15 protein-coding genes are annotated in these 15488 nt (G+C 42.5%); 12 read left to right on the forward strand and 3 right to left on the reverse strand.

Annotated features, from left to right (window positions below; genetic code table 11):
* The first annotated feature begins 15 nt into the window (after positions 1-15).
* The 5 genes from NYE28_RS09030 (at position 16) to NYE28_RS09050 (ending at position 4621) form a co-directional block, all read left to right on the forward strand.
* A complete protein-coding gene (locus NYE28_RS09030) occupies positions 16-231 on the forward strand; it encodes a hypothetical protein (protein WP_003154062.1) in 216 nt (71 codons plus the stop codon).
* Between the two features lie 259 nt (positions 232-490).
* Entirely contained in the window at positions 491-883 is a 393-nt protein-coding gene (gene nrdI, locus NYE28_RS09035) for a class Ib ribonucleoside-diphosphate reductase assembly flavoprotein NrdI (protein WP_003154061.1), read from the forward strand.
* The gene (gene nrdE / locus NYE28_RS09040; protein ID WP_007611605.1) at positions 843-2945 is read left to right on the forward strand and encodes a class 1b ribonucleoside-diphosphate reductase subunit alpha; all 2103 of its coding nucleotides are present in this window, start codon (positions 843-845) and stop codon (positions 2943-2945) included. Before nrdI ends, nrdE begins: the two co-directional genes overlap by 41 nt.
* Positions 2946-2962: 17 nt before the next feature.
* Positions 2963-3952: a class 1b ribonucleoside-diphosphate reductase subunit beta gene (nrdF, locus tag NYE28_RS09045; protein ID WP_012117608.1), complete on the forward strand. Its 990-nt coding sequence runs from the start codon at positions 2963-2965 to the stop codon at positions 3950-3952.
* A gap of 48 nt (positions 3953-4000) precedes the next feature.
* Positions 4001-4621: a hypothetical protein gene (locus NYE28_RS09050; RefSeq protein WP_012117609.1), complete on the forward strand. Its 621-nt coding sequence runs from the start codon at positions 4001-4003 to the stop codon at positions 4619-4621.
* A 49-nt stretch (positions 4622-4670) separates the two neighbouring features.
* Here NYE28_RS09050 and NYE28_RS09055 read toward each other — a convergent pair whose 3' ends face one another.
* Positions 4671-5429 carry an N-acetylmuramoyl-L-alanine amidase gene (locus tag NYE28_RS09055; RefSeq protein WP_012117610.1) on the reverse strand — a complete coding sequence of 253 codons (759 nt, stop codon included), beginning with the start codon at positions 5427-5429 and terminating at the stop codon, positions 4671-4673.
* 306 nt (positions 5430-5735) lie between these two features.
* Here NYE28_RS09055 and spoVK point away from each other — a divergent pair, with 306 nt between their 5' ends.
* From spoVK to glnA, 5 genes are all read left to right on the forward strand, one after another.
* On the forward strand, positions 5736-6704 hold the full coding sequence (spoVK, locus tag NYE28_RS09060; RefSeq protein ID WP_015417523.1) for a stage V sporulation protein K: 969 nt from the start codon (positions 5736-5738) through the stop codon (positions 6702-6704).
* Between the two features lie 129 nt (positions 6705-6833).
* Positions 6834-8096 (forward strand): GTPase HflX, encoded by a 1263-nt coding sequence (hflX, locus tag NYE28_RS09065; RefSeq protein ID WP_015239904.1) that lies wholly within the window; start codon positions 6834-6836, stop codon positions 8094-8096.
* A 16-nt stretch (positions 8097-8112) separates the two neighbouring features.
* Positions 8113-9378, forward strand: a complete 1266-nt coding sequence (locus NYE28_RS09070) for an aminotransferase class I/II-fold pyridoxal phosphate-dependent enzyme (RefSeq protein ID WP_012117612.1) — start codon at positions 8113-8115, stop codon at positions 9376-9378.
* A 109-nt stretch (positions 9379-9487) separates the two neighbouring features.
* Positions 9488-9892 (forward strand): MerR family transcriptional regulator, encoded by a 405-nt coding sequence (locus tag NYE28_RS09075; protein ID WP_007410366.1) that lies wholly within the window; start codon positions 9488-9490, stop codon positions 9890-9892.
* Between the two features lie 57 nt (positions 9893-9949).
* On the forward strand, positions 9950-11284 hold the full coding sequence (gene glnA / locus NYE28_RS09080; protein ID WP_007410365.1) for a type I glutamate--ammonia ligase: 1335 nt from the start codon (positions 9950-9952) through the stop codon (positions 11282-11284).
* Between the two features lie 119 nt (positions 11285-11403).
* Here glnA and NYE28_RS09085 read toward each other — a convergent pair whose 3' ends face one another.
* A complete protein-coding gene (locus tag NYE28_RS09085; protein WP_218791645.1) occupies positions 11404-12549 on the reverse strand; it encodes a site-specific integrase in 1146 nt (381 codons plus the stop codon).
* A gap of 259 nt (positions 12550-12808) precedes the next feature.
* Between NYE28_RS09085 and NYE28_RS09090 the strand changes: the two genes are divergently transcribed.
* Positions 12809-13471, forward strand: a complete 663-nt coding sequence (locus tag NYE28_RS09090; RefSeq protein WP_342490390.1) for a hypothetical protein — start codon at positions 12809-12811, stop codon at positions 13469-13471.
* Between the two features lie 294 nt (positions 13472-13765).
* Here the strand turns inward: NYE28_RS09090 and NYE28_RS09095 are convergent, their stop codons facing one another.
* Positions 13766-14746 (reverse strand): thermonuclease family protein, encoded by a 981-nt coding sequence (locus NYE28_RS09095; protein WP_342490391.1) that lies wholly within the window; start codon positions 14744-14746, stop codon positions 13766-13768.
* A 263-nt stretch (positions 14747-15009) separates the two neighbouring features.
* Here NYE28_RS09095 and NYE28_RS09100 point away from each other — a divergent pair, with 263 nt between their 5' ends.
* The gene (locus NYE28_RS09100) at positions 15010-15444 is read left to right on the forward strand and encodes an SMI1/KNR4 family protein (RefSeq protein WP_076982859.1); all 435 of its coding nucleotides are present in this window, start codon (positions 15010-15012) and stop codon (positions 15442-15444) included.
* The last annotated feature ends 44 nt before the right edge of the window (positions 15445-15488 follow it).

A 15488-nucleotide genomic window follows, 5' to 3' on the forward strand; every position in this document is an offset into this window, starting at 1 on the left:
CAGAGGGTGAGACGATTGAAACACAAGGTGATAATCAACCATTGGGAAGAAACTTGTGAAGATGATTCCTGCTATGAATATGGAACCAGCATCATCGTTGACGGCAAAGAACTGATCAGAGAGGCTTCCATCACAAGCGCTCTGAAAGCCGTACTGAAAGAAATCGGTGCTGATGTGGAGATTGAAGAAACCGTTGAAAGCGAAAAAAAATGTGATTCTTACAAAAAATAAGAATAAAAGTCTAGACTACTAAGCAGTTTTTTTTCATGTTATGATAGACATCGGCTTACACATGACACCTTGAGTAGGATGAGAGATGATTCTCGTTCTGCTCTCTTTTTTGGGCGTTAATCGGGCCAGAGCCAAAGTCGGCTCTTTCAAAAATATGAATTTTTTATAAATCGATCTCAATATGTTGTGTTTTTCTGAGAGGTTAGTATACTATATATAGTGTTAAGAGATTCATTATTTTTGATAGGTCGTGATAAGGATGGTTCAAATCATATTTGATTCAAAGACAGGGAATGTTCAGCGTTTTGTGAATAAAACAGACTTCCAGCTGATCCGCAAGGTGGACGAAACGGACCACGTGGACACTCCGTTTGTTTTGGTCACCTACACGACAAACTTCGGCCAGGTACCGGCATCAACACAATCATTTCTCGAAAAATACGCCCATCTCTTATTAGGAGTCGCTGCGAGCGGCAACAAAGTATGGGGCGATAACTTTGCAAAAAGCGCCGATACCATTTCAAGACAATATCAGGTGCCGATCTTGCACAAATTTGAACTCAGCGGCACATCTAAAGACGTTGAATTGTTTACTCAGGAGGTAGAAAGAGTTGTCACAAAATCAAGTGCCAAAATGGATCCAGTTAAATAACGAAATCATGATCCAACAAGATGGAAAATTCCAGTTTGATAAAGATAAAGAGGCTGTACATAGCTATTTTGTTGACTATATCAATCAAAACACAGTTTACTTTCACGATTTAAAAGAGAAGCTGGATTATTTGATTGAAAACCAATACTACGAAGAGGAATTCTTAAGCCTTTACTCTTTTGAAGACATTAAAGAAGTGTTTAAGACAGCTTACGCAAAGAAGTTTCGTTTTCCTTCCTTCATGAGTGCGTTTAAATTTTATAATGACTATGCTTTGAAAACGAATGACAAGAAAAGAATTCTCGAGCGTTATGAGGACCGAATCTCAATCGTCGCGCTGTTCTTCGCAAACGGCGACACTGAGAAAGCAAAAGAATATGTAAACCTGATGATCAACCAGGAATATCAGCCGAGCACACCGACATTTTTGAATGCCGGCAGAAAACGCCGCGGAGAACTGGTGAGCTGCTTCTTGCTCGAAGTCAATGATTCCTTAAACGATATTTCACGGGCGATCGATATTTCCATGCAGCTGTCTAAATTAGGCGGCGGGGTTTCTCTTAATCTGTCCAAGCTTCGCGCGAAAGGCGAAGCGATTAAAGATGTTGAAAACGCCACAAAAGGTGTTGTAGGCGTCATGAAGCTTCTTGATAATGCGTTCCGTTACGCTGACCAAATGGGCCAAAGACAAGGCTCAGGCGCGGCGTATTTAAATATTTTCCACCGCGATATCAATGATTTTCTTGATACGAAAAAGATTTCTGCGGATGAAGATGTGCGCGTCAAAACGCTTTCTATCGGTGTCGTCATTCCGGATAAGTTCGTTGAGCTTGCACGTGAGGATAAAGCGGCTTATGTATTCTATCCGCATACGATTTATAAAGAATACGGCCAGCATATGGACGAAATGGACATGACGGCGATGTATGAAGAGCTTGTCGACAACCCGCGTGTCAAAAAAGAAAAAGTGAATGCGCGCAAATTGCTTGAAAAGCTTGCCGTTCTCCGTTCTGAGTCAGGTTATCCGTACATTATGTTCCAGGACAACGTAAACAAAGAGCACGCGAATAACCACGTATCAAAAGTGAAATTCTCGAACCTTTGCTCTGAAGTGCTTCAGGCGTCACAGGTTTCGGCTTACACAGATTATGATGAAGAAGACGAAATCGGCTTGGACATTTCCTGCAACCTTGGTTCATTAAATATTTTGAATGTCATGAAACATAAATCGATTGAGCGCACGGTAAAACTCGCGACGGATTCCCTGACTCATGTATCTGAGACGACGGATATCCGCAACGCGCCGGCAGTCAGACGCGCGAACAAAGCGATGAAATCCATCGGTTTAGGCGCCATGAACCTTCACGGCTACCTGGCCCAAAACGGCATCGCGTATGAAAGCCCGGAAGCACGAGATTTCGCGAATACGTTCTTTATGATGGTGAACTTTTATTCCATTCAGCGTTCAGCTGAGCTTGCGAAAGAAAAAGGCGAAACGTTTGAGCATTATGAAGGCTCCACTTATGCAACGGGAGAATATTTCAATAAATACATCGAAAAAGAGTTCTCACCGGCATACGAAAAAATCGCTGCGCTCTTTGAAGGCATGCACATTCCGACAATCGAAGACTGGAAAGAGCTGAAGGCGTTTGTCGCTGAAAACGGCATGTACCACAGCTACAGACTGTGCATCGCGCCAACAGGTTCCATTTCCTACGTCCAATCCAGCACGGCGTCCGTTATGCCGATCATGGAACGGATCGAAGAAAGAACATACGGAAATTCAAAAACGTATTACCCGATGCCGGGGTTAGCGTCTAATAACTGGTTCTTCTACAAAGAAGCTTATGATATGGACATGTTCAAAGTGGTGGATATGATCGCGACAATCCAGCAGCATATCGATCAGGGAATCAGCTTTACCCTGTTTTTGAAAGATACGATGACAACTCGTGATCTGAACCGTATTGATCTGTATGCCCACCATAGAGGCATCAAAACCATTTACTATGCAAGAACGAAAGATACCGGGCAGGACAGCTGTCTTTCTTGTGTCGTTTGATTAAAGGAGAGTTTACAGTGACAAAAATTTATGACGCAGCAAACTGGTCAAAGCATGAAGATGATTTCACCCAAATGTTTTACAACCAAAACGTAAAGCAGTTTTGGCTTCCGGAAGAGATCGCATTAAACGGCGATCTTCTCACTTGGAAGTATTTGGGTAAAAATGAGCAGGATACGTACATGAAGGTGCTCGCCGGCCTGACACTGCTTGATACAGAGCAGGGGAACACGGGCATGCCGATTGTGGCCGAGCACGTCGAAGGCCATCAGCGAAAAGCGGTTCTTAATTTCATGGCGATGATGGAAAACGCGGTGCACGCAAAATCATATTCAAATATTTTTATGACGCTTGCTCCGACTGAAACGATCAACGAAGTATTTGAATGGGTAAAGCAGAATAAATATTTGCAGAAAAAAGCGCAAATGATTGTCGGGCTTTACAAAGCCATTCAAAAAGATGATGAAATTTCACTGTTCAAAGCGATGGTTGCTTCCGTCTATCTGGAAAGCTTCCTTTTCTACAGCGGTTTCTATTATCCGTTATATTTCTACGGACAAGGAAAACTGATGCAAAGCGGTGAGATCATTAACCTGATCCTTCGTGACGAAGCGATTCACGGCGTGTATGTCGGTCTCCTTGCTCAGGAAATTTATAATAAACAGACAGAAGAGAAAAAAGCAGAGCTTCGTGAATTTGCGATTGACCTTCTGAATCAGTTATATGAAAATGAGCTTGAATATACAGAGGACTTGTACGATCAAGTCGGACTCTCACACGATGTAAAGAAATTCATCCGCTATAACGCCAATAAAGCTTTGATGAACTTAGGGTTCGATCCTTACTTTGAAGAAGAGGATATTAATCCGATCGTATTAAACGGATTAAACACCAAAACAAAATCACATGATTTCTTCTCCATGAAAGGAAACGGCTACAAAAAGGCGACGGTAGAACCGATTAAGGACGAAGATTTTTATTTTGGCCAAGATGAAGAGCAGATATAATATCTGCTCTTTTGGCTTGAATGGAGAGGTAAGACAGGAGGAACGGGCATGAATAAAATGGATGAAATCATCTTGGCTGCACCGCGGAGTGATGTCTTTCAAAACGAAATGCTGACATTTCAGGGAGTCAACAGCGAGGATGAACGTATCGTAAACATTATGGCTCAAATTGAGGCGCATTTTTTTGAAATCAGAAGAGGCGACGCGGAAGAGGACCCGCGATTTAAACAGCCGATTCCGTATGTCGTCATCCGCCGTGACGATGAGGTGTTTGTGTATGAACGGCTCGCGGGCGGAGGGGAATCGCGCCTCCATAATAAGCTTTCTCTCGGCTTCGGCGGACACATGAACCCTATGGAAGGGGCGGCTTCATTTTCGGAAGTGCTGAAACAGAATACCGACCGGGAGCTGGCGGAAGAACTGTACATTCGCGAGGAAGACAAACAAAACATTGTCACACTCGGCCTGATCAATGATGATGAAAACGATGTAGGAAAGGTGCATATCGGCATCCTTTCTGCGCTCCAGTTAGCGTCTGCGGCACAAGTCGAAGTGAAAGAAAAAGATCAAATCGCCGGGCGCTGGATGAAACTGAGCGAACTGAAAGAGGAAAATGTGTATCAGCGTCTTGAAGCTTGGTCTCAGTTTGTCGCCGATATACTTCAATAACAAAAAACCCCCGTTCGGCCCAAAAAAGGGAGAGCGGGGGTTTTTTCATTTAGTCTTGCATAATGAAGGCATCAAATCCGGCTTTTTCGGCCCGCGCTGCCAACGCTTCAGCGTAATCTCTGGAAGAGAATGCGCCGATCTGCACTTTAAATAAGCCGCCTTTTGGAAGCACAATCGCGTCAAAACCTTTAGACTCCGCATCGGCGGCAAGCGCATCAGCATTTGCTTTCACTTTGAATGCGCCGATTTGCACTTTATATAAGTCAGCCTTTTTTTTTAGACCGAAAGCTTGCTCCAAGCCCTTGGCATGTCCTCTTGCAAGGCTTTCAATAAAACTGGCTGTTTTCAGTTTGTTTGCATCAGCTGACGTATCAACAAAACCATTCTCCGTCAAAATCGCCGGCATACTTGTCTCCCGCAGCACATGGAAGTTGGCTGTTTTTTTTCCTCGGTCATTAAAACCCGATGCTTGAATCACTTGCGTGTGGACGGCTGATTGGTAAGTCGAGGTCGGCGCTCCGACACCGGGGTAAATATAGCTTTCGAATCCGGTTCCGCCTCCTGAGTTAATATGAATGGATAAAAAATAATCTGCGCCCCAGCTGTTGGCGGCATCCGTTCTCTCCGTCAGGCTGACCGTCTTATCGCTTGTCCTGCTCATCGTGACAGAAACTCCTTCATACTCATTCGTCAGAATCGTGCGCAAAGCCAGCGCGATCTCCAGCGTGACCGCTTTTTCCTGAAGTCCGTTTCCGGTTGCACCTGAATCAGTTCCGCCATGACCGGGGTCTATAAAAATTTTAACCATTCTCCATCACCTCATTACAGCATATGATGATATTCAAATGGTGCTTGTACGGCTGTCATTCATAAAAAAAATGAGAAATATACCCAACATTTCCCGGAAAATAAAAATAAATGGTTTGTCCTCCCGTTTCTGCTGAATACAATAAGAAATGAAAAATATTTCTCGGGAAAGCGCAGGATTCAACATCATTCCCGAAGAGAACGGAAAAAGTGACAGATAAAGAGGAAAACGGGTCTCATGATGATAGGCGGATGTCACAGAACCGCTTCATCATGAGTAAGATAAAGAGAGAACAGAGAGGTGAGCATGTTGGAGCGCGCTGTAACCTATAAAAATAACGGACAAATTAACATCATTCTTAATGGCCAAAAGCAAGTGCTGACAAATGCGGAAGCTGAGGCGGAATATCAGGCCGCCCTGCAAAAAAATGAAGCCAAGCACAGCATTCTGAAAGAAATTGAAAAAGAAATGAACACATTAGTGGGTATGGAAGAAATGAAACGCAACATTAAAGAAATTTACGCGTGGATATTCGTCAACCAAAAACGGGCCGAACAAGGGCTGAAAGTCGGAAAACAAGCCCTTCATATGATGTTCAAAGGGAACCCCGGCACCGGGAAAACCACCGTCGCGAGACTGATCGGCAAGCTTTTCTTCGAAATGAACGTGCTTTCCAAAGGACATCTGATCGAAGCGGAACGTGCTGATCTGGTCGGTGAATACATCGGACACACGGCGCAAAAAACGAGAGATCTGATTAAAAAATCGCTCGGGGGCATTTTATTCATTGATGAAGCATACTCACTTGCAAGAGGCGGAGAAAAGGATTTCGGTAAAGAGGCGATCGATACGCTTGTCAAGCATATGGAAGACAAACAGCATGAATTTATTCTGATCCTGGCAGGGTACTCGAGAGAAATGACACATTTCCTGTCATTAAATCCCGGCCTGCAATCGCGTTTCCCTATCAGCATCGATTTTCCGGATTACTCTGTCACTCAGCTGATGGACATCGCAAAGCGCATGATAGCAGAGCGGGAGTATCAATTAAGCCAGGAAGCCGAGTGGAAGTTAAAAGATTACTTAATGACAGTGAAAAGCACGACAAGCCCCATTAAATTCAGCAACGGGCGCTTTGTCAGAAACGTGATTGAAAAATCAATCCGCGCTCAGGCCATGAGACTTTTAATGGGAGACCAATACTTAAAAAACGATTTAATGACGATCAAGAGCCAGGATTTACTTATAAAAGATGAGGCGGCAGCTCACGAATAGACCTCTCAGCCGGTTTGAGGGGTCTCTTTTTTATTTCTCTCTTTAAAACCCGCCGGATGTGTGGTATACGCCCTGCGGGTTTGGTATGATAGTACTACTGCCCAATACGACACAGAAAGGAACATCCATTTGAACGAACAGGAAGGAAAAAAAGAAACGGTCATTTTGGTCGGCTGCCAGCTTCCGCACATGACAGATGAGCACTTTGAACATTCCATGGAAGAGCTTGCTTCATTGACAAAAACGGCTGACGGAACGGTGCTGACCCGGATTACGCAAAAACGGAACAGAGCGGATGCCGCTACATATATAGGCAAGGGGAAAGTAGACGAGCTGAAGGCGCTGTGTGAAGAGCTTGAAGCGGATCTGGTCATTTTTAATGATGAACTGTCACCGAGCCAGCTTAAATCACTCGCCACTGCAATTGAAGCGAAGATCATCGACCGCACGCAGCTTATTTTGGATATTTTCGCAAAAAGGGCGAAGACGAGAGAAGGAAAGCTTCAGATCGAATTGGCCCAGCTTCAATACGCGCTGCCGCGTCTGAGCGGACAAGGAATCAATCTCTCAAGACAAGGCGGCGGAATCGGGACGAGAGGGCCCGGTGAGACAAAGCTTGAAACAGACCGGCGCCACATTAGAAACCGCATACACGAAATTAACGTGCAGCTGTCAACGGTTATCCGCCACAGAAGCCGTTATCGGGAGAGACGTAAAAAGAACGGCGTGCTTCAGGCTGCGCTCGTCGGGTATACCAATGCCGGAAAATCAACATGGTTCAATCAATTAACAAGCTCAGACAGCTATGAAGAAGATCTGCTGTTTGCAACACTTGATCCGATGACGAGGAAGATGGCGCTCCCAAGCGGCTACAGTGTCCTTTTGTCTGATACGGTCGGCTTCATTCAGGATCTGCCGACGACGCTGATTGCCGCTTTCCGCTCAACGCTTGAGGAAGTGAAGGAAGCAGACTTGATCATTCATGTCATTGATTCATCCAATGAAGATTATGCCGGGCATGAACAGACGGTCCTCGGTCTGTTAAAAGAGCTTGAGGCAGATGATATTCCGGTGCTGACCGCTTATAACAAACGTGATGAGACACTTCCTGACTTCATCCCGACAGCGGGAGAAGGCCACATCATGATCAGCGCCAGAATCGCCGGGGATGAAGCAAAACTAAAAGCGGAAATCGAAGCTTATTTGCGCCGGGAGCTGATGACGCCGTATGAAGTTCATGTGCCTGCCGCCGAAGGCAAATTGATGTCACGCATCAAATCAGAGACCATGATCGACAGCCTTTATTTTAATGAAGAAAATGAACGCTACGAAGTCTCAGGTTATGTACAGGAAGAACAAAGCATACTCGGAGAACTGAAGAAATTCATGTAAGGAAGGTATACACAACATGTTTGACACACTGACCCACGGCGCTCTTTTACAAAAAACCGCCGAAGAAACAGAAGCGGAAATCTCCGCCGTTCATAAAAGAATAGAAGAAATCAGTGAACGGAATGAATGGAGAGTCCTGCAAAGCTACAGAAAACATAAAGTAAGCGATACGCATTTTACGCCTTCAACCGGATACGGTTATGATGATATCGGACGAGATACACTGGAGAAGATCTATGCTGATGTGTTCGGAGGAGAGGCGGGACTCGTGCGGCCGCAAATCATTTCCGGAACGCATGCGATTTCAATCGCGCTCTTCGGTGTGCTGAGACCCGGGGACGAATTGCTTTATATCACAGGCAAGCCTTACGATACACTCGAGGAAATCGTCGGAGTAAGAGGCGGGGAGTATTCAGGCTCGCTTAAGGAATTTCAAATCGGATACAATGCAGTCGATTTAACATCAGAAGGCAGAGTGGACTTTGAAGCGGTCCGGGCTGCAATCCAGCCGAATACAAAAGTGATCGGCATCCAGCGTTCAAAAGGATATGCGAATCGTCCGTCTTTCAGAATAAATGAAATTGAAGAGATGATTCGTTTCGTAAAGGAAATCAAAGAAGATGTCATTGTTTTTGTGGACAATTGCTACGGAGAATTTGCAGAAGAGCGGGAACCCTGCCACGTCGGAGCGGATCTTATGGCCGGCTCCCTGATCAAAAACCCGGGCGGCGGCCTTGCTAAAACGGGCGGCTATCTTGTAGGGAAAGCCAAGTGGATTGAGGCTTGCTCTTACCGGATGACCTCCCCGGGAATCGGAAGTGAAGCCGGCGCTTCGCTCTATTCACTGCAGGAAATGTATCAAGGTTTCTTTCTCGCTCCGCATGTAGTGGCGCAAAGCTTGAAGGGAGCGGTATTTACCGCCCGTTTTCTTGAAAAGCTCGGCTTTACGTCAAACCCTGCATGGAATGCGCCGAGAACGGATCTGATTCAATCAGTTGAGTTTCAGGACCCTGATAAGATGATCGCTTTTTGCCAGGCGATACAATATGCTTCACCGATTAATGCGCATGTGACGCCTTATCCGAGCTATATGCCGGGTTATGAAGACGATGTCATTATGGCAGCGGGCACTTTCGTACAAGGAGCAAGCATTGAATTATCAGCAGATGGGCCTATCAGACCGCCTTATGTCGCGTATGTCCAAGGAGGATTAACCTACGCGCACGTGAAAAATGCGATTTGCAGCGCCGTAAATGCTTTAATGGAAAAAGAGCTGATTTAGGCCGTTTGCAATTTTCAAAGAATTTGATGTTAAGATTCCTTACATTGTGTTGACACAAAATATAACATCACCTATAATGAGACTAAGATAAGAAAAGGAGGAAATTGAGATGAGTGATAACATTCGCCGCTCAATGCCTTTATTTCCAATTGGGATTGTCATGCAGTTAACAGAACTTTCTGCCCGGCAAATTCGATATTATGAGGAAAATGGATTGATATTTCCAGCGAGAAGCGAAGGAAATAGACGATTATTTTCATTCCATGATGTAGATAAACTGTTAGAAATCAAAAATCTGATTGAACAAGGCGTCAATATGGCGGGGATCAAACAAATTCTGGATAAGGCATCTGCCGAACCGGAAGAAAAATCCGAAAAAACCGCCAAACCGATGAAGCACAATCTGTCTGATGACGAACTCAGAAAGCTTCTGAAAAACGAACTGATGCAGGCAGGCCGTTTCCAGCGGGGAAATACTTTCCGCCAAGGTGACATGTCCCGATTCTTTCATTAATCCGTTAGCAACTGTTTTGCTATATACATTTACCTTTTAGAGGAGGAGTTTTACGAAATGGCAAAGTACACAAGAGAAGACATCGTAAAATTAGTAAATGAGGAAAACGTAAAGTATATCCGCCTTCAATTCACAGACATTCTCGGAACGATTAAAAACGTGGAAATTCCTGTGAGCCAGCTTGAAAAAGCACTTGATAATAAATGCATGTTCGACGGTTCTTCCATCGAAGGTTTCGTCCGTATCGAAGAGTCTGATATGTACTTATATCCTGATCTGAACACATTTGTAATCTTCCCATGGACGGCTGAAAAAGGTAAAGTAGCACGCTTCATCTGTGACATTTACAATCCGGACGGCACGCCGTTCGAAGGTGACCCGCGTAACAACCTCAAACGGATTCTGAAAGAAATGAAAGAACTCGGTTTCAGCGATTTCAATCTTGGACCTGAGCCTGAATTCTTCCTGTTTAAATTAGATGAAAAAGGCGAACCGACGCTTGAATTGAACGATAAAGGCGGATACTTCGACCTGGCTCCGACTGACTTGGGAGAAAACTGCCGCCGCGATATCGTGCTTGAGCTTGAAGAAATGGGCTTTGAAATCGAAGCATCTCACCATGAAGTTGCTCCGGGTCAGCACGAAATCGATTTTAAATATGCCGGTGCCATCCGTTCTTGTGACGACATCCAAACTTTCAAACTGGTTGTCAAAACGATCGCCCGCAAACACGGTCTGCATGCGACATTCATGCCAAAACCGCTGTTCGGCGTAAACGGTTCCGGTATGCACTGCAACCTATCACTCTTTAAAGATAGCGTTAACGCGTTCTTTGATAAAGACGCTGATCTTCAGCTGAGTGAAACAGCAAAACATTTCATTGCCGGTATCGTAAAACACGCGACAAGCTTTACGGCTGTCACAAACCCGACAGTGAACTCTTACAAACGCCTTGTTCCGGGCTATGAAGCACCTTGCTACGTGGCATGGAGCGCGCAAAACAGAAGCCCGCTGATCCGTATCCCGGCTTCCCGCGGCATCAGCACGCGTGTTGAAGTCCGCAGCGTAGACCCGGCGGCAAACCCGTACCTGGCGTTAAGCGTATTGCTTGCAGCAGGCCTTGACGGAATCAAAAACAAACTTGAAGCACCGGCTCCGATTGACCGCAACATCTACGTCATGAGCAAAGAAGAGCGCATGGAAAACGGCATCGTAGATCTTCCGGCGACACTGGCGGAAGCTCTCGACGAATTCAAATCAAACGAAGTCATGGTTGCGGCGCTCGGCGAGCACCTGTTCGAACACTTCATCGAAGCAAAAGAAATCGAATGGGATATGTTCCGCACACAGGTTCATCCGTGGGAGCGCGAACAATACATGTCTCAGTATTAATCTCTCAATCCCTTGGCACTATTGGTGTCAGGGGATTTTTTGGTTTTGGTCATGTGATAGAATTGAAGAATTGGTGGTCAAGTTGGCCACTATTTGACCACCGAAAACACTAAAAAAATTTAAGACATGAGAGAGTTCATATATTCTTCATAACCATCAACTGACGAATTTTCAAGTTTCTCTGAGATATGAGAATACACGTCAGATGTGATGGTTATATTTTTATGCCCCAGTCTTTCTTGTACAAACTTCATTGTTGCACCAGATTCAAGAAGAAGAACAGCGTGTGTATGTCTTAAACCATGTATAGGCATTTTATTAAGCCCAGCCTTTTTAAGAATCCGATTAAGCGCATTGAAGAGGGTGGACTTCGGTAATGGTTTGCCGTCCTCTCTGCAAAAAACAAGGTCTAATTCATGTTCATATACTTCATTAAAAACTATTCTATTATCATTTAAGTATTTCATATGAGCTGTTAATTCTCTCGCCAAAGAATTGCTTATTTTGATACTTCTCTCGGATTCATAAGTTTTCGTTTCTCCAAATCTTTCCTCGCCTTCTTTAACTTGAAAGTCTAAAGATTTGTTAATATGGATGTAATTATTTTTTAAATCAATATCCTTTCTTTGTAATGCAGCAGCTTCTCCCTTACGCATTCCAGTTTCAAGTAGAGTTTTAAAGAAAATGTAGTAAAGATAGTTATCCTGTCTTGCAATTTTGAGGAAGAAGGAGATGTCGTCTGAGTTAATGTACGCCAGTTTTTCTTTTTTCTTAGGTATCTTTGGAATAGTTACTCCTTCACAAGGGTTCTCCTCGAGTTTCTTTAAAGGTTTTACAGCAGTGGATAAAGCATTAAACATTGTCCCGTGAATGATCTCGATCGTTCTCTTGCTATATCCTTGTTCTGCTAAATGATTGATGAATTTTTGGTATCTCAAAGGCTTGATATCTTTAAGCTTAATATCCTTAAAATAGGGCAATATCTTTGTATTAACATTGCGTTCATGAAGGATATATGTGTTTTTCCTAACAGTCCCTTGTTTATATTCAGCGAGCCAATCTTTAAGATAGTGCTTTAAAAGAATGTCACCTCCATTGATTTCTAAATCGCTATTCAATCGCAGTTCTTCCTGTCTTGCTGCTAGTTGTGCTTCTTTTTTTGTTTTAAATCCGCCTTTAGAAACCTCAATTTGTTCATGAGTCAAGGGGTCTTTATGCTTTATTCTGTATTGCCAGGTACTTCCTCTTTTTCTGAAACTGGCCATCTTTACTCCACCTTTCTTACTTAAATTAACATGTCCCATTTTAGCACTTAGTTTTTCGGGGGACAATCAAAAATTTCAGACAATTGAAAGTTAACGTTATCAAAAAATACTATAAGTTTGTGTTTATTTTCTGCTCTTAGTATAAGATAATTGAAATTGTGGTGAATTATGGAGTGAGGGCGAATTTAAAATTTCATGGTCAAAATGGATTTAAACATTCTCGTATAAAGTATAGTGTAGTCATAAGGGGCTGTAACATATGAAAAAGAAGAAAATGATTATTTTTTTCGGGATTGTGGCTATAGCAATAATAGCATTGTCTATAACAATCCCAATGTACATAAACAGGCTAGATACAACTAATTTAGATGCTATTGCTACTAAAGTAAAAGAAAACAAAAAATTAAATAAACATTTTGATTCAGTATGGTTGCGTAAAGTACAGGATACTAAAAATCAATTTGACTTATCTTTAAAAGCTAAACCGGCATTTACTGCTTTATCTGACAAAGAAAAATTGCTTTTAGCTGGAAAGGTGATGGAAGTTGCGCAAGAGAATTCCCATTTAAACGAAATTAAATGTGGAAGGAATAAAACATGTTCTATTAATGAGATTTTTATTTTGCCGAGTGATGAAGACGATAAGACGTCCAGTTATGAAGTTAAATATAGTCCATTAAATCATCCAGAAGAGAACGTTTTAATCGTAAGAGAATACCAAAATGATGACCCTGATTCTCATATGCTTGAAACAAGGGAAGTGAAGTACCAGGAAAACGGGGAAGAAGGCGTAGACACTCTAGATGAAGATTATCAGGAGAAGACAATTGCTATTGGCATGACCAAGCAGGAAGTTATCCAAAACTTAAAGATTGGGGCAGGCCTAAGTCTATTCATAAGACAACGACAGCATCAGGAATAAATGAACAATGGGTTTACGGTATTAGCAGATACCTATATTTCGATAATGGAATATTAACAACAATACAAGAATAAAATTATTAGCCCCTCAATCCAAACATTAAATAAAATGCTCATTTTAACGAAACATTTTAGACCAACTTGCTTATTAGTCTAATTTAAAGTATTCTAATTGATGTATCATAGGGGTTTAACAGCCACTATAGACCACAGAGTCCCTCACACACTCTGTGGTTTTTTGTTTAGATTGAATACACCTCAAATAAAAAAGAAGCCTCAGCGGGCTTCAAATTGATTAATTCTTCTCACATGCAAAGTTGTCATTATCCCGATCCATCTTAGATGTATAAGCAGGATGAGTGCTTGGTACTCCATGCGGATATTTCTTTCTCAGCTCTGTGCAGTTTGCAAAGTGTTCTGTTCCTCCAGCAGAAGGGGAAGCTTGTACAGAGTTAGAAGAGCTGCTTGATGCTGAACTGCTTGAATGTGAACTGTTTGAGCTCGATTTATGTGTCTCGGATTGGTGTGTTGTAACGGACTTTTGAGCCGGCTTAGATACACTTACTGATTTCTTCGGTTTCGTTGCGCAGCCATTAAATCCTTTATCAGTTGCATAGCCATTCTTACTCCAAATCTTCAAGTCTTTATCTTTAGCAACCTGTTCATCTTTCTTATACGTGTCTAAATACTTCGTGTTTGGCTCATATACATAAGCTACTCGAGCTAATCCTTCTTTAAGCAGTGTTTCTTGTACTGATTTGCCATCCACATAAACGTAAGCCAGCATTCTGCCATACTTGTCTGTACGATCTCCTTTATCAAACTCCAGTTGAAGCTTGCCGTTGTTGACTAGCTGTTTGTTTCTTGCTGAAGCATCCTCACCATATGGTTGTACGCAAGAGTTTGGCTTTTTAGTTTCAGGAGTGTCAACCAGCAAATAACGAACTGTTTTGATTTCGCCTTTATAGTTAACTTTAATTGTGTCTCCGTCAACTGTTCTGTTAAGCGTTACATCGACCAGCTTTTTCTTATTTTCAGATGTCTTTTTATCCGACGAATCCTTCTTTGAAGCATTTTCGGCTTTTTCATTCTTGTCATTATTGCTTTTGTCGTTTGCTTGGGTGTCTGCCTTTGTCTCTTTTGCATTCTTTTCTTCTTGCTGCGTTGTTTTAGCTTTATCTGAATCTGTTTTATCTGTAGAAGCAGAATCAGACCCACACGCAGCCAAAGAAAAGCTTAGAGATAATGCGGCAATACCTAACAACCATTTCTTCATTGTAATTCCCCCAAATTTGTTTGTTCTGTCTCTATATCGGACAAACCTTCCTAATTATAAATATAAAACCAAAGATTGTAAATTTGATTTTGTCATTTTAAAACACTCAAATAAAGTTGTGTGGTAAAATTTAGTGGTCTAAACCTTAGAGGAGGGAAAGTTATATGGAAGAAGGGAAGTTAATTCAAATGACTCTTAATGGAATAAAGGAAGCTGTTTCTAAATACGGAACATTCCCTATGTTTCATCATGGAGGGTATGTCATGGAAGATGCTACTTTTCATTTCAAAGATCCTGCTAGTCCTCAAGAAATTAGCGATATAGAACAGAAGCTAGGTGTTACCTTCCCTAATGACTATAAAGAGTTTTTGTTACAGCACAATGGGATGGAAATGTTTGATGGGATTGAAATACTTAGCTTAGAGGGAATCATTGAATATAATGAGGTTCAAGATTTCCCAGAGGGATACGTTTTAATTGGATATCATTTTGATGGAAGATATGTCATAGACACAAACAAATCAAAAAATGGATTAGGTTATATGCTATATCTAGACTCAATTGATGATATTGAAGATGCGATTAACTTAGATTCGAATTTTGAAATATGGTTTGATATGTTAGTGTCTTCTAATGGAACGAAATATTGGGAAGTGAATCCGAATATCCGAGAGTATTATAAACTGGTTTCAGAATAAAAAGACTCCGCATAGGAGTCTTCATCTACACATTCATCTACAAT

The organism is Bacillus sp. FSL R5-0443 (assembly GCF_038608285.1).
Lineage (GTDB): Bacteria > Bacillota > Bacilli > Bacillales > Bacillaceae > Bacillus > Bacillus velezensis.